The organism is Nocardia sp. CC213A, from assembly GCF_030766805.1.
Taxonomy (GTDB): Bacteria; Actinomycetota; Actinomycetes; order Mycobacteriales; family Mycobacteriaceae; genus Nocardia; species Nocardia otitidiscaviarum.
In genome coordinates, this window is sequence record NZ_JASFXA010000010.1 from 30,559 (window position 1) to 45,897 (window position 15,339).

A 15,339-nucleotide genomic window follows, 5' to 3' on the forward strand; every position below is an offset into this window, starting at 1 on the left:
CCCGAGGGCGGAACGACGAGGTCCGTCCCGGCGTTGCGGGTTGGGCCTTCGATCTCGGAACCGCGGGGAGGGATCGAACCCACGCTGCGATCCGTACCCGCTAATCGGCTCTCGCGCGTCTGGTGTCGTATGCCCATATCGCGATTTCGACGCGGTTGCGGGCGCCGAGCTTGGTCATCAACGATGCGACGTGGGTCTTGACCGTGCTCAAGCCGACGAAGAGTTCGGCGGCGATCTCGGCGTTGGTCCGGCCCCGTGCCACCAGCGCGAGCACCTCCTGCTCGCGCTCGGTGAGCGGGTCGATGGGCTGGACCGGTACCGCCGGCGCCTGATCGGCGAAGGTCGCCAGCAGCCGACGAGTGACGTTGGGTGCGATCAGCGCGTCCCCGTTGGCCGCCGCGTGAACAGCCTGCACCAGGAGCTGCGGCCCGGCGTCCTTGAGCAGGAAGCCGCTGGCACCGGCGCGTAGGGCACCGAGGATGTACTCGTCGAGGTCGAAGGTGGTGATCACGACGACCGCCATCGGGTCGGTCACGTCCGGCCCGGCCAGGCGCCGGGTCACCTCGACGCCATCGAGCCCGGGCATCCGGATGTCGACGAGGAGGACATCGGGACGCAGCCGGGTCGCCAGGTCGAGCGCCGCGAGCCCGTCCGCCGCCTCCCCCACGACCTCGATGCCGGGTTGCGCACCGAGGATCATCACCAGACCGGTCCGGACCAAATCCTGGTCGTCGGCGACGACAACACGGATGCTCATGGCAGCGCCCGCACCGGCAGCACGGCCTCGACCACCCAGCCGCCCTCGGGTCCGGGCCCTGCGGAGAGCGACCCCCCGAGGAGTTGGGCGCGTTCGGCCATGCCCAGCAGACCGAACCCGGGCTCCGGGACCGGCCCCGGCTCGATCTGTCCATCGTCGCTGACCCGCAGCCTGACGGCGTCGCCCTCCCGGCATACGTCGATTCCGACGCGGGTCGCGCGCCGGGCGTGCCGGACGGCGTTGGTCAGCGACTCCTGCGCGAGCCGGTAGAGCGCGGCGTCCACGGGTCGTGCCAGCCGGGTCAACGAACCGTCCAGCGAGACCTCGACGGTGGGCGTCGCGTCGGCGCGCGCCAGCGCAGGCAGGTCCGCGACACCCCGCTGCGGTGAGTAGGCGACGAACTCCTCCGCACGCAGCACCCGCACCATGGATCTCATCTCCGCCAAGGTTCGCGACGCTTCGGACTCGATCGCGGCCAGGACCTCCGCAGCCTTCTCGGGCTGAATGCCGGCGACCGCGCCACCGGCCTGCGCCTGCACCGCGATGGCCGAGACATGGTGGGCCACGGTGTCGTGCAGCTCGCGCGCCAGCGCCACCCGCTCCTGGTTGCGGATCTCGCGCCGTTGGCGATGCCAGAGGTCCGCGCGGTAGCGGAACACCGCCGCGAGGGCGACGAGCAACAGCAGCAGGACGCTTCCGCCGAAAACATCGGCCCAGCCCGCGGCGGCGGCGTACATCCCCAGCGCGACAACAACTGTCACGAACGCCGCCCCCAAGGCCATCTCCCGCCCCGAGCCCCACCGCACCAGGGAGTAGAGCAGGATCAGGACGGCCATCATGGCGTAAAGGCCGAGGTCCCCGGGGTGCGCGGTCAGCTGGAGGACCGAGAGCAGCCCGGCGACACCCCACCCGACCAGGGCGGCCGTCAGGGGGCGACCCCGCCGCCAGAGCAGGGCGGGCAGCAGCGCCAGCGCGAGCACCACCACCAGGGGTCGCCAGGCCAAGCCCGGCCGCACGATGCCCTCTACCGAGACTGCGGCCGCGAACACGCCCACCAGCAGCCAGTCGAGCCGACCGATGGGTGGGACGTCGGCAGGCCGCGGCTCATGCCAGATGGAGCGCCGGGCAGTGACCACGGCTTCATCCTAGGGATCGGCGCGCCTCGGCGTACCAGCCGAAAGTACGAGATAAGGCTCCTGCCATCGGCCAGGTCAACTCCGGCCTCCGGGCCGGTGTGTCCGCCGCTGGGCTCGGTGATCGTGGACCTATCGATCCACACCACAACGGAGCCCACGATGAGAACACGTCAACCCGCTACCACCCTGGAAGAACAGCCGATGCCGGTGCGAGCCAAGCTCGCCGCAACGTGGACAAGCTTCATGTTCCTGTACGCATACGTGGACATTCTCAACTTCTTCACACCCGGCGTCGTCCAAGACATCCTCGACGGCAAGGTCTTCGAGTTCGACCTCTCCCAGACCTTTTCGACCACGGCACTGACCCTCATGGCCGTCCCGATCCTCATGGTCATGCTGTCGATGACGCTGCCCGCCAGGGTGAATCGCATCGCAAACCTCATCGTGGCCGCGCTCTACGCCCCCGTCACCGCATTCAACGCGCTGGGTGAGTCCTGGCTGTACTTCTACGGCCTCGGCGTCGTACTGGAATTGGTCCTGCTCGCCCTCATTCTGCGGTACGCCTGGACCTGGCCTCGCACCACAGCGTCGGCGACCATGTCGACCATCCCGCACCGTGATCCCGTTCGCGCCCAACACCAAGCGTGAACCATCCTCGATGACACCGGCCTAGCCGCGCCGCCCCCGTAAACGCCAGCAGGTGGCGAGAGAAACCTACTCGCCACCTGCTGTTCCGGAGCCGCCTGGGGGAATCGAACCCCCGACCTTTTCATTACGGCCGACCATGGCGACCCGCCACAACCACGTGATGTCGAACGCTACTGCGAGACCGTGAGTACCTGCGAAAAGGTCTCACAAGAGACTACTCTCGACAATCGAATGCACATTCGTACGACGCGCACGAGCGACCATTTCGTTGGGACTTCATTGGGGCTCAAACATCGGCACAAGCCGGCAAACAGACTGCGCAGCCAACCACTACACGATGTCGTTACGAAGGTACTGTCAAGACCAATTCGAGAGGGGAGGTGTCATGGCGGACAAGTCGAGCATCGAATGGACCGAAGCGACATGGAACCCCGTCACGGGATGCGACCGCGTGTCACCCGGCTGCGACCACTGCTACGCGATGACCCTGGCGAAACGACTCAAGGCGATGGGCGCGGAGAAATACCAGCACGATGGCGACCCGCGTACGTCAGGGCCCGGGTTCGGAGTAACGATTCACCCATCAGCACTTGAGATTCCACTGCACTGGCGACAGCCCCGCGTGGTGTTCGTCAACAGCATGTCCGACCTCTTCCACGCAAAAGTACCGATCGGCTTCATCCGGGATGTCTTCGACGTGATGAGGGAAACCCCTCAACACACCTACCAGATACTCACCAAACGATCGCTACGACTGAAACGCGTTGCAGACCAACTGGACTGGCCGAGCAACATCTGGATGGGTGTGTCGGTCGAGAACGCCGGTTACCTAACCCGGGTCGACCATTTGCGGAACGTCCCGGCGGCCGTCCGATTCCTGTCGTGTGAGCCGCTACTGGGCCCGCTCGACGACTTGGAACTCGACGGCATCAGCTGGGTGATCGCTGGTGGCGAATCCGGCGTGCGCCACCGACCGATGGATCCGGCGTGGGTGCGCAACATCCGCGACGCATGCAAGGTCGCTGACGTCCCGTTCTTCTTCAAACAATGGGGTGGGCGGACACCGAAGGCGATGGGTCGCGAGCTCGATGGCAGGGTGTGGGGCGAGATGCCGGCCTTGGCCAACTAATCGCCGCTCCCGAAATCGTGATCGGTCGGTGGCCGGTGGCGATCGGTCCACCACGCTCGGCTCGAAGGCCTCCAGTAGGGCGTTGACCTCCAGAGCACTTCTCTTTTCCCCTCCGGATCCATGACTGGCAGAGGTTCAGTGGCAGGCAGTTCGGACAGGGCGATCAGGGACAACTTCCCCAGCTCTTCTTCCCGCTTCGTGATGGCTAGCCGCCGAGCCTCATCGATCATTCTGGGCTCGCGTTCGGCTGCCTTGCGATACAGGTCCCGCATGATCTTGGCGCCCACGTCGTGATCGGAGGCAAATACCATGTCATAGATCGTGTGCCCGTTGGTCATCCGCATGGGAATCCGCTCGGTGTGCAGGTACCCGAGGTGTTCGGTCAACCGGAACCGGATGAGATTGACCATCTCGTCCCGATACTCGGGCCCGGTAATGATCCGAGCATCTCGCGCGTCCTGAATGTTCAACCAGTTCCAGGTGCCGTAGAAGCGGCTGATCTTCTCGCGGAACGCTCGGGTCTTCGATTTCTGACCGCCAACACCGCGAGCGACGGATGCTGGCGAAACCAGTAGCCACAGCTCCGCCTTCGTCTTCGATCTAGGATTCTTGAACTTGGACAGCTTGACCAGCGTCTCCCACTCCACCTCTGCGGCCTGCTGGTCGATGAAGACAAACGTCGGTGCCCAGTTCAAGGGTTGCAGATCGGCGAGAACAGTATCGATTGTTCTATTGCAGTCACCCCGGACCACCCGGAAGTCCGCCTGCGGGAACTCGTTGCGCAGCGCAACCTCCAGCTTGTCCGCATTAGATGGAAGCTCGAAGAACACATGCCGGGTGAAACCCGGGTCCGCAGACAGCACCCGCCGCGGTGAGCCATCGATCACCGAACCGGTCAGCCGCTCGACGTTCTCGGGCCGTCCCGCCATCAGATCGAGATACAGCCGCTCCGAACAACTCTTTGATGCCGTGTTGAATGCCGGCACGTAGTCGCCAAGGATATTGAGCTTGTTGCTCGTCCAGTAGGACCATTCACGTGCCACCGTGGGCCTCCTGCCACCCCTGCGGGCCCATACCACCCTGGCCCGACCCACGGAGAATACTGAACTCGCTCCATTTCTGTTGGCAAACAGGATGACGCTCAGTGCCACGACAGTGACGGCGCGTGCCCGGTTTGCCCCATCGCGCCCAGCGAGGCGGCAACATGCCTCCAGGCTGCCGGTAGACGGACGTTGTCAACCTCTGCCGCCCACGCTGTAGGCCATGAGCACCCCTCCGGGCGATTCTCGATGCGGAACCAATGCGGAATCGATGCGGAACAGCTTCAGAATGGATCGGAGTGGGATTCCGATCGGACTCTGATGCGAATGGGCCCTGAACTGCGCCTTTGGCGCAGGCTTCTCGCAGGTGGAGACAGCGTGAAGAGGTATGGGGGTGGAGAGGAATGAGGACCACAAGGAAGGAGGGTTGGGTGCCGACCTTGCGTAGAGCAGGTGGGTGCGTTGGGATGTCCGACGCCTACGGCGTCGTGTTCGCGCGTCAGGACGCGCTCAGCGCGGTGGTCCAGCTTGCCGTCGACGTCGCCGAAACAGAGGACCACAAGGAGGAGATTGGCTCAGCGCCCGGCGGGTGCCGACGGGTGAGCGACCTGGCTCAGTAGTTCCGGGCGACGTAGTCGACAACCGTTCGTGCAGCGTCTTCGACTCCGGACTCAAGTACGTTCGCGCGGTAATCGTCCCAGTTCGCCAGCTTCCCGGAATCTCTGTGCGCGCCGCGATGGGTCATGCGCTCTCGAATCTGAAGGGGATGAGCAGAGACCCAGACCGTACGCACCGGCGGTGCGGGTAGCGAGGTGCTCGAAGTGATCTGCTCGGAGAGCGAGAGGCCGCGAGCTGCGGCGGTTTGGACGTGGCCGAGGAACGGCGCGTCGACGACCACCGGCACTCGGTGTCCGACCATGAGCGCTTGGTGGACGAAGGCCGCGTAGATGTGCGGGTTGACGACGCGCATGTACGTGGCACTGTCCTTGTCGTGTGGGTTGCCCGTCAGCTCGGTCATCACCGATTCCTCGAGGTCTGGCGCGAATGAGTCTTTGTCAATGATGACCGCATCGATGATGGCAGCGAGATACTTGGCAGCCGTGGATTTGCCGGAGGCAGGGAATCCACAGATGACCGTCACACCTCCACAGCCTTCGCTCGCAATCTGATCGAGCGCATCCGCCATCGGCGGGCGGACTTCGGCAGGCAGTGATCGAACCGCTGGTCTGGCGGTCGGATTCATCGTTCCTCCAAAGGCTCTGCGGACTGTCGCGCTCACCTACTTGTTGCAGGGCGTAGTCCTAGTCTCTCAGACCCGCTGGAAGGCGGATGATTGCCAGATAACTACAGTTATCGGGCGATACTCCCTAACCCCGAGTCGCGAAGGGCGGTGCCGAGGTCGCGCGGTAAGCGCAGGTAATTCCGGGCGTTGACCGGGCGAGAGCAAGCGGGAACGATTGTGAAATGGATCCTGTGACGGCAGTAGTGGTTTCGGCGATCGCGGCGGGTGCGGTGGCGGGAGTATCAGAGACCGCATCCCAGGCTGTGAAGGACGCGTATACCGGGTTGAAGAATCTGCTCTCGGGCAAGTACCGCGACGTGGACGTGACCGCGGTGGAACGCAAACCGAACTCGGCAGCCAAACGGGAATCGTTGGCCGAGGATCTCGAAGATGCTGGTGTCGGGGGTGATTCAGAGTTGGCTGAGGCTGCCGTCGCGGTGCTGGAAGCGGTGCAACAACATGCTCCGCGGGTGGTGGTCGGTGTGGATGTGAAGAATCTTGTGGCCGCCGCGCTGGAGGTGGCGGACGTGAGATCCACTGGTGATGGTGTGCGAGTGGAGGACGGCACGATCGGGGGTGACGTGCGGATCCACGGTGTGCAGGCAGGGATTTCGGAGCCGCCGGACCCCCGGAACGCGCGGTCCTGACTCCCGGCACCACCGTGCGTTCGGATCCGCCGGGCGTTCTTGTCAACACCTTCACTGGTAACCGTGTTGGTGGCGACTTCTTCTTCAACCACTCGCCGGCCAAAACGCCACGGCCGGTGCGCGAACTCGTCACGCTGTTCGGAAGCGACGATCTACCCCTGAACTCGGAGGTGAACCCGTACGTTTTAGGAACGACCGCGTCGGTAGTTGGCAATGTTCATGATCACGGACGGTCCGACCCGTATGTGGCGCGGACCGCCAACCGGGTCGATTCCCGGTTGGGGACCGCGCTGTCCGGGTCCGAGATGGTGTTGGTGGTCGGGCCGCCGAAGGTGGGCAAAACCCGCACGCTGTTCGAAGCCGTCCGCAACTACGGTCGGTCGGCGCGGGTGCTGGTGCCGACCCAGAACCATTTGCGCGAATTGGCAAATCATCCGCGACTCACCGACACCACAGACCCGCTCGTGGTGTGGCTCGATGATCTGCACGAATACGTAAACGCCCCCGATCCGCTCACTCCGGGGGTGCTGGCGCAGCTGACCGCTCGGCCCGGCCGCACCGTGGTCGTGGCGACGCTGCGTTCGGAGAAGCTAGACCACCTGCGTGGTGAGAGGGAACTGCGGCGCGACATTCGTCTGCTGTTCGAGCAGGCCCTGATCATCGGCCTGATGTCCACCGGTGAGGATCCCGACGAGCAGATCGCTGCCAAAGGCAGATACCCCAGTATGCATTTCGACAACTATGGATTGGGCGAGCTCCTCGGCGGTGGACCGAAACTCACCGAACGGCAGCGAGATAGTCTCTCTTTCAATACAAGTCAGAGGCCCCGGGAAGACCCGAACTGGGCCTACCGCCAGTCCGCCGCCGGTCATGCCGACCTGATATACCGCCTCGGCATCGAGATCACCACGAACAGGATGGTGATCGGCACTGATCATTTGATCGACGCGGAGTCCTGTTTCCGCGGCGCTGCCGCCGTCGGCCACATGGATGCGATGTACCGCCTTGTTGACATGCTCGGCGACCGTGGCGAGATCGCTGAAGCAGAGACATGGCTACGCCAGGCAGCCGACGCCGGCCACTCGAAGGCGATGTACCACCTCGGTGTCTCGCTCGCCGACCGTAGCGAGATCGCTGAAGGGGAGTCCTGGCTGCACAAGGCCGCCGAGGTCGGTGACCGTGACTCGATGTACTCCGTCGGAATCCAGTTCGCCAAGCATGGCCAGGCAGCCGAGGCGGAGTCCTGGCTCCGCAAGGCCGCCGCCGCGGGCCACCCTGACGCGAAATTTGAGCTGGCCAGAAAGATGTACGACCTCGGCATCTCGCTTGCAGAGCGCGGCGAGACCGCTAAAGCCGAATCCTTGTTCAGCACGGCTGACGATGCCTATCCTCCCCCCGTTGTGGATCCTTCCCCCTTTGCGAGTCCTTTCCCTTTTGGGATCTCTGGGGACGTCTTCAGCACGCTCGCGCCGAGCTATTACGGGGCGGCCACGCGGCTCGACCGTCACATTTGGTACCGCTGTGACGCGATGTACCGTCTCGGTGTCGTGCTCGCCAACCGTGGCGAGATCGAAAAGGCAGAGTCCTGGCTCCGCACGGCGGCCGACTCCGGTCACCACGGCGCGAAGTATCACTTGCGTACCGTCAAATTCGATCACGGTGTCCTGCTCACTGAGCGTGGTGAGCTCGCTGAGGCTGAGTCGTGGCTCCGCAAAGCTGCGGCTGACGGTCATAACGACGCCCGGTACCGCCTCGGTGTCCTGCTCACTGAGCGAGGCAAACTTGCTGAGGCTGAGTCGTGGCTCCGCAAGGCTACGGGCAACTATTACCCCTACCCGCACAGCCGACATCCGGACGCGAGTTACCGCGTCGGTGTCCTGCTCGCGGAACGCGGCGAGACCCTCCAAGCGAAGACCTGGTTCCGCCGCGCCGCCGAGGCTGGCCACCAGGACGCGGCGAGCAGGCTCGATGCTCTGTTTGTCGATCGCCGACAGAGACGTCGGATGTGGCCTTTCGGTGGCAGATCTTGATCTGCTGGTATCGACGCAGCCCGCAGCGACGACCGCAGGTTGAGGGAGTTCTACCGGAACTCCCTCAACGGGCCCAGGGATAGGTGTGCTTCGGGTGATCAGCGCATGGCGCTTCGAATCTGTCCCGGCAGAGCACTTTGCGAGATTTGTAGTTCTTTCCTCGTCGAAAGTTGAGCTCCGACTACTCGCGAGCCGACGCTCGGTCGTTCAGCTTGTTGCCAGATAACCAAGGTTATCGGGCAATATCGGCTAGAGTGGGCGTGATCGACCTGCGCGGCACCGGACCGCCCGCGAGCGTTCGGTTCCTGGTTATCGGGCAACTTCGAGGATGGTGGCTGTGAGCGCACACGAACTCGACGCGAACGAGGACGCCGATGGAGTTCCGCTGGCGGTGCACATCGAGGACTTCCTGCGGGATCTGGGCAATGCGAACCGGCCGGCCAACACCATCCGCGCCTACCGCGGGGATCTGCTGGCCTTCGCCGACCACGTCGACGGCGATATCACCGCGGTCGGGGTCGCGGCGGTGCGCACGTTCCTGGCCGAGATCGCCGACCAGGCCCCGGCCACCCGCAAACGCAAACGCGCCTCGGTGGCCGCGTTCTGCGGGTGGGCGGTCCGCCACGACCTCCTGGACGCCAACCCCATGGACCGCGTCGACACCATCACCGTGCCCAAGACCCTGCCCCGCCCCGCCGCCCGCACCGAGGTCGTGCGGGTGCTCGACGCGATCTGCTCACGCCGCCCGCACAAGGAGATCCCCCTGGATGTGCTGCGCGATCGGGTGCTGTTCGAAACCGTCTACGTGTGCGGGGCCCGCGCCGACGAGGTGTGCGGGCTCTATGTCGAGGACTTCGACCTGACCCTCGACGACGAACACGTCCGCATCCACGGCAAGGGCGGCAAGGTCCGCTCGGTCCTCCTGGACGACCGCGGCTACGTCGCCCTCGTGCGCCTGTACCTCAAGCGCGCGAGCTACACCGCCGGGCCGATGTTCCGCGCCTCCATCAACGGCCGCGGCGGCCCACTGTCCTACTCCGCCGCCCACCACCGCTGGCAGAAGTACTGCACCACAGCCGGAGCCGAGATCGGCATCCACCAGCTGCGCCACTCCCACGCCACCGAACTCATCAACTCCGGCGTCAGCATCGAGGTGGTACGCCGCCGCCTCGGCCACGCCTCCACCGAAACCACCCTCATCTACACCCTGCTCGCGGACAAGGTCGCCGACAACGAGATCCGCACCGCGCGTCGACAACGCGGACCGCACTGAACTCGACGTACCGATCAGTGACAACGAAGGGCGTGTACGTCAGGAGGAAACCTCAACCGACGAGTTCGAAGGTCTTGTCGGCGAGCATTGGCGGACCACCGCTAGGGGGCACGATCGAGACTGAGATGGTGTAGGTACCCAGCGCCTTCGGGAACAGTCGCACCGAGCCCGGCCGTCCTGTGCATTCGGCGCTGCGGCGCTGCTCGTCGTATCCGTCGGGGCCGGTGATGGTGATGATCACGGTGCAGTTCGACGACTGGAGATCCCCGTCGGTGCCGCGGGCGCGCCACCGGAGGGACATGTCTACTCCTGGATTGGATGATCTCGATTGAAACAGGTCCGGGCCGACTCGTTCGCCTACACAGCATCGTTTCTCGGTCTCGATGGCGATTGAAAGTATCTCCGGTGGCGCTGGCTCCGAAGTTGTCGGCGTGACACGGAGACTGCTGCTCGCGGGTGTGGACCTGACGGTCACCAATGTCGTTGGGTAGGTGCTGATCGATCTGGGCATCGTGGTCGTCGACATTGAGGCGCTGGTGGACGGCGAGGGGAGAGAAGAAGATCGCGAACACTGAGCCGTCATGCCAAGGACGACTCCGATAATGGTTGCCACCGCGCCGACCACGGCCCCTAGACCGCTCATGACGGTGAACTTTCCCTCCTTCCCGCTGCCGTAGGGGCTACTTCCTCCCGGAGGGTTCCCCATCTATCCGCGCACCTCTTCCACTGTCACCGCGTATCGTCCACTGTCACCGCGTATCGTCCACCGTCACCGCGTATCGTCCGCTGCCGCCGGCGCGCAATACTGATCAACCGCTGACCTCCGCCACAGAGATTCCATAGCGTCCAGGGTCACCGCCTTCGGCGGACAGGGAGGCTTCGTGCTGAGCCTGCCTGGGCTGCGCCGCCACCGGGGAGTCGGGGCTGATCGTCAAGGGTGTTGCGGCACAACCACGGTCGGGAGGAATTTGGCCAGCTTGGTTGGCCTTCAGCGACTGGGGCGCGTGCTGTAGTAGGCCAGGATGCCCGCGGCGCCGGTCGCGGGCGGGATGAGCACTCCTCCCACGATCCACGGCTCGAGCAACTCCGGTGCGACGATCGCGATCCCCAGCATCGTCGAGAACACTCCGACGATGATCACGATGGCCGCGGTGTACCCCAGTCGACGCTCCCTGTAGGGCACCACCACATGGGTGGGAGTCTCCTTGGCCCGGTCGAAGGAGACTAGGTGGTCGTCGCCCTCAGGTGGCGGCCTCTCCGCATCGTCACCTGAGGGCAGTTCAGGCTGATCACTCACTGCTTATCCCTTCCCAGCTGGATCGGGCTGGCGCGGTAGCGACGCCAGCAACATCAGGGCTAGACCTGAGTTTCCCTCACATCTTACTGTGCTCTTAAGCATTTTTGAATGTAGTTTGATTGGTTTTCACACTCAGATATTACTCAGGAACCGATCAAAGTATGCGATAATCGTAGGCACCTATCCAAACGAGAGGATCCCCGAAGGGTGGTCGCGGGGTGTGCGTCCTGCGAAAGCACGGAAACGCCAGGGGTTGGTCGAACAACCTCCACTCGTCGCGCGACATCGGTTCGGGACGAAGGGACGATCATCATGCTTGAACTCTGGCGTCAGCAGGGAGCGCGCACTCCCGAGGGAGGCGACCCGCCGCAGCGGGGTCTAGTCGCGGTCCCAGACTTTGAATCCGAACCCGAGGCCGAGGCGCAGGAGGAGTCCCCGCAGGCCCGGTTGAGCACCTACGTGAACAGCGCTACGGCTCGCTGTCTACGCGATCTCATGGACGCCGAGGGGGTAACCCTCACCGAGGCCGTCCGACGACTCATCGCCTATGGCGACATCGTCTATCAGGCACACAAAGCCGGCAGGAAGGTACTGCTACACGCAGAAGGCAGGACGGACCAGGTGATCGTCGCACAGTAGCGATCGCCGCGATCCTGTGCAGGTAATGACAGCGACGCAGACCGACGTCCGTTCCTGGAGTTCGGACGCCGGTCTACCGCCGTGTCCCGAGCGCGCCCGCGGGGAACCTGCGCGCCAGCTCGGACCGCACAGCCAGGATCACGGCTGCCGCGACGAAGCCCAACACGGCCCCCGCCCCAAGAACCGCCAGATCGGGGAGGCTCGACTCGTAATACGGCGTGATCAGATGTGTCGGAGACTCCGACGGCCTGTCGTCGCTCTGAAATCCCCAGGACAGGGAGGGGTTGTGCTGCACCACACACCCAACCTACACACCGCCGATCGGGCATATCACCGCACCCCTGACCGTTTCCATCAGTAAGAAGATCGCAATGTTGATGCAAATTTCTCTGATATTTTGCAACAGTTAATTGTACGAAAGTAACTATGGAGTCCGATCATCAGGCATCCGAGCACGGCGTCGACCTGCGCGATCGGTCCTGAAACGCAACCGAATGGAAGGAACGGAGTATGACTCCCCCAAAGTCGAAGCGGGCGAAGGGTCCGCTAGCTGACCACGATTCCACTCAGCAGCAGGGCGATGCGGGCCCTGAGCCGCAGCCGCGTCTGAGTATCAACGTGAACCACGCTACGGCCACGATCTTGCGCGACTTCGCGAAGGCGAAGGGGGTGACCGTCACCGAGGCGGTCCGACGGCTGGTGGCCTACGGCAACACCGTCTTTCAGGCAGACCAAGAAGGCAAGAAGGTCCTGTTCAAGGACGGTGACGAGATCGAAAGGCTCATCATCGTGGACTGACCCGAACACCAAGCCGCCGTAGCGGGAGCACCGAAAGGGGCTGGCCCGATGAACCATCCCTGGCGCGAACGATCAGTCTCCTAGCCACGGCGGCATCCGTTCGACTCGACCGCACTTACGCGTCTGCTGACAAACGGGGCAGGCGGAATCCACCGCACCCGCACAGTGCCCGACTGCCGGTCTACCGTGATCAGGCGGCCTGTTCCGCCGCCGCCGAAGGACGAGGACACATGCACGGATACCTGGATGCCGAAGGCGTCGTCGCGACTCCGCGCAACTGGCTGAGTACCTACTTCCACACCAACCCTCACCACGGCAAGACCCACCACGAGCTGACCCGCGAGATCCGCGAGGTAGCCGCTGAAGCCCGCAAAAGCGGGATGCCCGGCAACGACCTGGAAGACCAGTGGTGGCGCGCCCATTACCTGCATGAGGCCCGCGCTCAACTCAACTGATCAGAACAGCCGCTCCGACGGCGGTGTCCTGGATGAGCGAGCCCGAATCTGCTGCTGAGCTTCGGCACTCATGATTTCGAGGATGGCGTCGATCTCGTCCTGGACGACCCCGGCCTCGTCTTCGAGGTCCGTGGTGTCGGCGTCCGGGTCGGTCGCGAGGGCGGCCTCGATCTGCTCGCCGATGCGCGCCAGCTCCGCCCGCAAATAGGTCAGCCGCTCCCCTGCCACGACCTCACTCTATGGAGCGCGCTCCGGACCGCGAGAATCCACCGGTCGCACGATTACTGCCTGGACCCTGGTCAGGAGCGGGGTCCTTTGCCGTCGCGGATCTTGGCGATGTACTCGCGGGTGAATTTGGTGTCGCGGGCGATGGCGCTGGGGCCTTCACCGTCGTCAAGGGCGGCTTTGATCTCGGCAAGCAGCTCAGCGCGGGCGGTGTCGTAAGCCTCGCGTTTGGCGCGCAGCGCGGGTCCGTGGCCGGTGTCGTCGGTCATGCCCATCACCCTACCCAACAATGTTCGCGAACAAAGTTGACATGATCCCACCCCCTCCGTAGCGTGAACTTCATTCGCGAACTTTGTTCACATTGGAGGGTGTTGTGACACTCGAATCGACGGTCTTCTGCGCCGGATGGGGCGGGGACTCGCTGGGCTGGGAGCAGGTTCCCGGGATCTCGCTGCGGATCGCGGCCAACCACAATCCGGTCGCCGTGGCGGTACACGAGCTGAACTTCCCCGATGCCGAGCATCTGCCGCCGGGGGACGTGGAGGGGCTGGAGCTGGAGAAGCTGCCGCCGACCGAGCTGTTCTGGGCCTCGCCGGCGTGCCCGGAATGGACCGACGCCAAAGGGGTCAAACGCTACTTCGACCGCTCCAACCAGCTGACCATGTTCGACGAGGAGCTGGGCACGGTGGAAGATCCCGCCGCAGCGCGCTCACGGGCGCTGGTGGAGCAGATCCCCCGGTACCTGCGGGCCATGGCCGCGCGAAACTGGCCGGTGCTGGCCGGGGTGATGGAAAACGTCATCCAGTGCCGCCGCTGGGACGACTGGAACCGCTGGCTGCGCGAGATCCAGGACATCGGCCCCGGCTACGAGACCAAGGTGATCGCGTTCAACTCCATGCACGTCATGCCGCGCCGGTGCCGCCGCGCCCCGCAGTCCCGCGACCGCCTCTACGTCGCCTACTGGCTCAAATCCCTGGTACGCCAGCCCGATTGGGACAAGTGGCTGCGCCCGCACGCCTGGTGCCCGACCTGCGAGCAAACCGTCGACGCGGTGCAGGTGTTCAAAGACCCCCGCAAGGACATGGGCCGCTACGGCCGCCACGGCCAGTACGTGTACCGCTGCCCGTCCATCCGCTGCCGCAACAGCGTGGTCGACCCGTTCACCGCCCCGGCCGCCACCGCCATCGACTGGACACTCCCTCCCGGGGACAAGATCGGTAACCGTGCCAAACCCCTGGAGGACAACACCATCGAACGCATCCGCATCGGCCTATCCCGCTACGCCCACCGACCCTTCCTGCAGCCCGTCGGCGGGACCTGGCGCACCGCTGCGGTCGATATCGACCACCCAATGCCCACCCGCACCACCCGCGAAACCGACGCTCTGGTGATGCCGCCACTGGTGCTATCGACCACTGGCCGCGCCGGAAGCGGCCAAGCCCGCCCCGCCTCGGCACCGCTACCGACCCAGACCACCCGCCGCGAACTTGCCGTCGCAGTACCCCCGTTCATCGCCGAACTGCGCGGTGGAGGCTCCAAGAAGTCCGCGCGCGGTGTCGCCCAGCCGTTGGCGACCTTCGCCGCGTCCGGCTTCCACCACGGCCTGGTGCAACACCCCGATACCGACGCCGCTCAAGCCGTGCGGCATCTGTTGGTGCCCTACTACCGCACCGGCCGCGCCCACCCGATTACCGAACCGATGGGCACTCTCACCACCCGCGACCGCTTCGGCCTGCTCGGCATCGACGAAGTCAACGCCCTGGTCGACGAGTGCACCTTCCGGATGCTCGAATGCTGCGAAATCCGGGCCGGCATGGCCTTCCCCGACGAGTTCCAAGCCCTCGGCGACAAACGCACCCAAGCCCGCGGTTACGGCAACGCTGTCACCCCACCGGTCTCCGAAGTCCTGGGCTGTGCCCTAGTCGAAGCCGTCACCGGCGAGGACATCGAACGCTTCGACACCGCCGCCTGACCGGGCTTCGA

General features: G+C 64.6%; 18 protein-coding genes. 10 read left to right on the top strand and 8 right to left on the bottom strand.

The genetic code is table 11. The annotated features are described in order from the left end of the window. Positions 1 to 100: 100 nt before the first annotated feature. Entirely contained in the window at positions 101 to 757 is a 657-nt protein-coding gene (locus tag QJS31_RS19410; protein WP_282779158.1) for a response regulator transcription factor, read from the bottom strand. Then, a complete protein-coding gene (locus QJS31_RS19415) occupies positions 754 to 1,893 on the bottom strand; it encodes a sensor histidine kinase (RefSeq protein ID WP_282779156.1) in 1,140 nt (379 codons plus the stop codon). The genes QJS31_RS19410 and QJS31_RS19415 overlap by 4 nt, the downstream gene beginning before the upstream one ends. A gap of 159 nt (positions 1,894 to 2,052) precedes the next feature. Here QJS31_RS19415 and QJS31_RS19420 point away from each other — a divergent pair, with 159 nt between their 5' ends. Both QJS31_RS19420 and QJS31_RS19425 read left to right on the top strand, forming a co-directional pair. Then, positions 2,053 to 2,541 carry a DUF6326 family protein gene (locus tag QJS31_RS19420; protein WP_306357332.1) on the top strand — a complete coding sequence of 163 codons (489 nt, stop codon included), beginning with the start codon at positions 2,053 to 2,055 and terminating at the stop codon, positions 2,539 to 2,541. Between the two features lie 385 nt (positions 2,542 to 2,926). Further along, positions 2,927 to 3,670: a DUF5131 family protein gene (locus QJS31_RS19425; protein ID WP_282779152.1), complete on the top strand. Its 744-nt coding sequence runs from the start codon at positions 2,927 to 2,929 to the stop codon at positions 3,668 to 3,670. On the opposite strand, the gene tcmP is transcribed toward QJS31_RS19425, so the two are convergent. Further along, positions 3,667 to 4,713, bottom strand: coding sequence for a three-Cys-motif partner protein TcmP (tcmP, locus tag QJS31_RS19430; RefSeq protein ID WP_282779151.1), 1,047 nt, complete (start codon positions 4,711 to 4,713; stop codon positions 3,667 to 3,669). The genes QJS31_RS19425 and tcmP overlap by 4 nt on opposite strands. Before the next feature lie 464 nt (positions 4,714 to 5,177). Between tcmP and QJS31_RS19435 the strand changes: the two genes are divergently transcribed. Further along, a complete protein-coding gene (locus QJS31_RS19435) occupies positions 5,178 to 5,330 on the top strand; it encodes a hypothetical protein (protein ID WP_282779149.1) in 153 nt (50 codons plus the stop codon). Here QJS31_RS19435 and QJS31_RS19440 read toward each other — a convergent pair. Next, positions 5,324 to 5,953 (bottom strand): AAA family ATPase, encoded by a 630-nt coding sequence (locus tag QJS31_RS19440; protein ID WP_282779148.1) that lies wholly within the window; start codon positions 5,951 to 5,953, stop codon positions 5,324 to 5,326. The genes QJS31_RS19435 and QJS31_RS19440 overlap by 7 nt on opposite strands. 221 nt (positions 5,954 to 6,174) lie before the next feature. Between QJS31_RS19440 and QJS31_RS19445 the strand changes: the two genes are divergently transcribed. The 3 genes from QJS31_RS19445 (at position 6,175) to QJS31_RS19455 (ending at position 9,942) form a co-directional block, all read left to right on the top strand. Then, positions 6,175 to 6,639: a hypothetical protein gene (locus QJS31_RS19445; RefSeq protein ID WP_282779147.1), complete on the top strand. Its 465-nt coding sequence runs from the start codon at positions 6,175 to 6,177 to the stop codon at positions 6,637 to 6,639. Between the two features lie 14 nt (positions 6,640 to 6,653). Continuing rightward, the gene (locus QJS31_RS19450) at positions 6,654 to 8,669 is read left to right on the top strand and encodes a tetratricopeptide repeat protein (RefSeq protein ID WP_282779146.1); all 2,016 of its coding nucleotides are present in this window, start codon (positions 6,654 to 6,656) and stop codon (positions 8,667 to 8,669) included. A gap of 337 nt (positions 8,670 to 9,006) precedes the next feature. Then, positions 9,007 to 9,942, top strand: a complete 936-nt coding sequence (locus QJS31_RS19455) for a tyrosine-type recombinase/integrase (protein ID WP_282779145.1) — start codon at positions 9,007 to 9,009, stop codon at positions 9,940 to 9,942. Between the two features lie 52 nt (positions 9,943 to 9,994). On the opposite strand, the gene QJS31_RS19460 is transcribed toward QJS31_RS19455, so the two are convergent. Together QJS31_RS19460 and QJS31_RS19465 are read right to left on the bottom strand one after the other, a co-directional pair. Further along, a complete protein-coding gene (locus tag QJS31_RS19460; RefSeq protein WP_282779143.1) occupies positions 9,995 to 10,243 on the bottom strand; it encodes a hypothetical protein in 249 nt (82 codons plus the stop codon). 687 nt (positions 10,244 to 10,930) lie between these two features. Further along, positions 10,931 to 11,239, bottom strand: a complete 309-nt coding sequence (locus QJS31_RS19465; protein ID WP_282779141.1) for a hypothetical protein — start codon at positions 11,237 to 11,239, stop codon at positions 10,931 to 10,933. Positions 11,240 to 11,551: 312 nt separating this feature from the next. Between QJS31_RS19465 and QJS31_RS19470 the strand changes: the two genes are divergently transcribed. The 3 genes from QJS31_RS19470 to QJS31_RS19480 all read left to right on the top strand — a co-directional run bounded on the left by QJS31_RS19470 (position 11,552) and on the right by QJS31_RS19480 (position 13,131). Beyond that, a complete protein-coding gene (locus tag QJS31_RS19470) occupies positions 11,552 to 11,878 on the top strand; it encodes a hypothetical protein (RefSeq protein WP_282779139.1) in 327 nt (108 codons plus the stop codon). Between the two features lie 642 nt (positions 11,879 to 12,520). Continuing rightward, positions 12,521 to 12,676 carry a hypothetical protein gene (locus QJS31_RS19475; protein ID WP_282779137.1) on the top strand — a complete coding sequence of 52 codons (156 nt, stop codon included), beginning with the start codon at positions 12,521 to 12,523 and terminating at the stop codon, positions 12,674 to 12,676. Positions 12,677 to 12,906: 230 nt separating this feature from the next. Next, complete coding sequence (locus tag QJS31_RS19480) at positions 12,907 to 13,131, top strand: hypothetical protein (RefSeq protein ID WP_282779135.1); 225 nt, start codon at positions 12,907 to 12,909, stop codon at positions 13,129 to 13,131. Here the strand turns inward: QJS31_RS19480 and QJS31_RS19485 are convergent, their stop codons facing one another. Both QJS31_RS19485 and QJS31_RS19490 read right to left on the bottom strand, forming a co-directional pair. Beyond that, the gene (locus QJS31_RS19485) at positions 13,132 to 13,359 is read right to left on the bottom strand and encodes a hypothetical protein (RefSeq protein ID WP_282779134.1); all 228 of its coding nucleotides are present in this window, start codon (positions 13,357 to 13,359) and stop codon (positions 13,132 to 13,134) included. Positions 13,360 to 13,430: 71 nt separating this feature from the next. After that, on the bottom strand, positions 13,431 to 13,625 hold the full coding sequence (locus QJS31_RS19490) for a hypothetical protein (protein WP_282779133.1): 195 nt from the start codon (positions 13,623 to 13,625) through the stop codon (positions 13,431 to 13,433). A gap of 104 nt (positions 13,626 to 13,729) precedes the next feature. On the opposite strand from QJS31_RS19490, the gene QJS31_RS19495 reads away from it, so the two are divergent. Then, positions 13,730 to 15,328 carry a DNA methyltransferase gene (locus QJS31_RS19495; protein WP_306357333.1) on the top strand — a complete coding sequence of 533 codons (1,599 nt, stop codon included), beginning with the start codon at positions 13,730 to 13,732 and terminating at the stop codon, positions 15,326 to 15,328. Positions 15,329 to 15,339 lie beyond the last annotated feature (11 nt).

Coding starts and splice junctions, on each gene's coding strand:
- QJS31_RS19425 (WP_282779152.1), top strand. CDS start 2,927: ATGGCGGACAAGTCGAGCATCGAATGGACCGAAGCGACATGGAACCCC.
- QJS31_RS19460 (WP_282779143.1), bottom strand. CDS start 10,243: ATGTCCCTCCGGTGGCGCGCCCGCGGCACCGACGGGGATCTCCAGTCG.
- QJS31_RS19445 (WP_282779147.1), top strand. CDS start 6,175: ATGGATCCTGTGACGGCAGTAGTGGTTTCGGCGATCGCGGCGGGTGCG.
- QJS31_RS19480 (WP_282779135.1), top strand. CDS start 12,907: ATGCACGGATACCTGGATGCCGAAGGCGTCGTCGCGACTCCGCGCAAC.
- QJS31_RS19490 (WP_282779133.1), bottom strand. CDS start 13,625: ATGACCGACGACACCGGCCACGGACCCGCGCTGCGCGCCAAACGCGAG.
- QJS31_RS19440 (WP_282779148.1), bottom strand. CDS start 5,953: ATGAATCCGACCGCCAGACCAGCGGTTCGATCACTGCCTGCCGAAGTC.
- QJS31_RS19420 (WP_306357332.1), top strand. CDS start 2,053: ATGAGAACACGTCAACCCGCTACCACCCTGGAAGAACAGCCGATGCCG.
- QJS31_RS19410 (WP_282779158.1), bottom strand. CDS start 757: ATGAGCATCCGTGTTGTCGTCGCCGACGACCAGGATTTGGTCCGGACC.
- QJS31_RS19435 (WP_282779149.1), top strand. CDS start 5,178: ATGTCCGACGCCTACGGCGTCGTGTTCGCGCGTCAGGACGCGCTCAGC.
- QJS31_RS19470 (WP_282779139.1), top strand. CDS start 11,552: ATGCTTGAACTCTGGCGTCAGCAGGGAGCGCGCACTCCCGAGGGAGGC.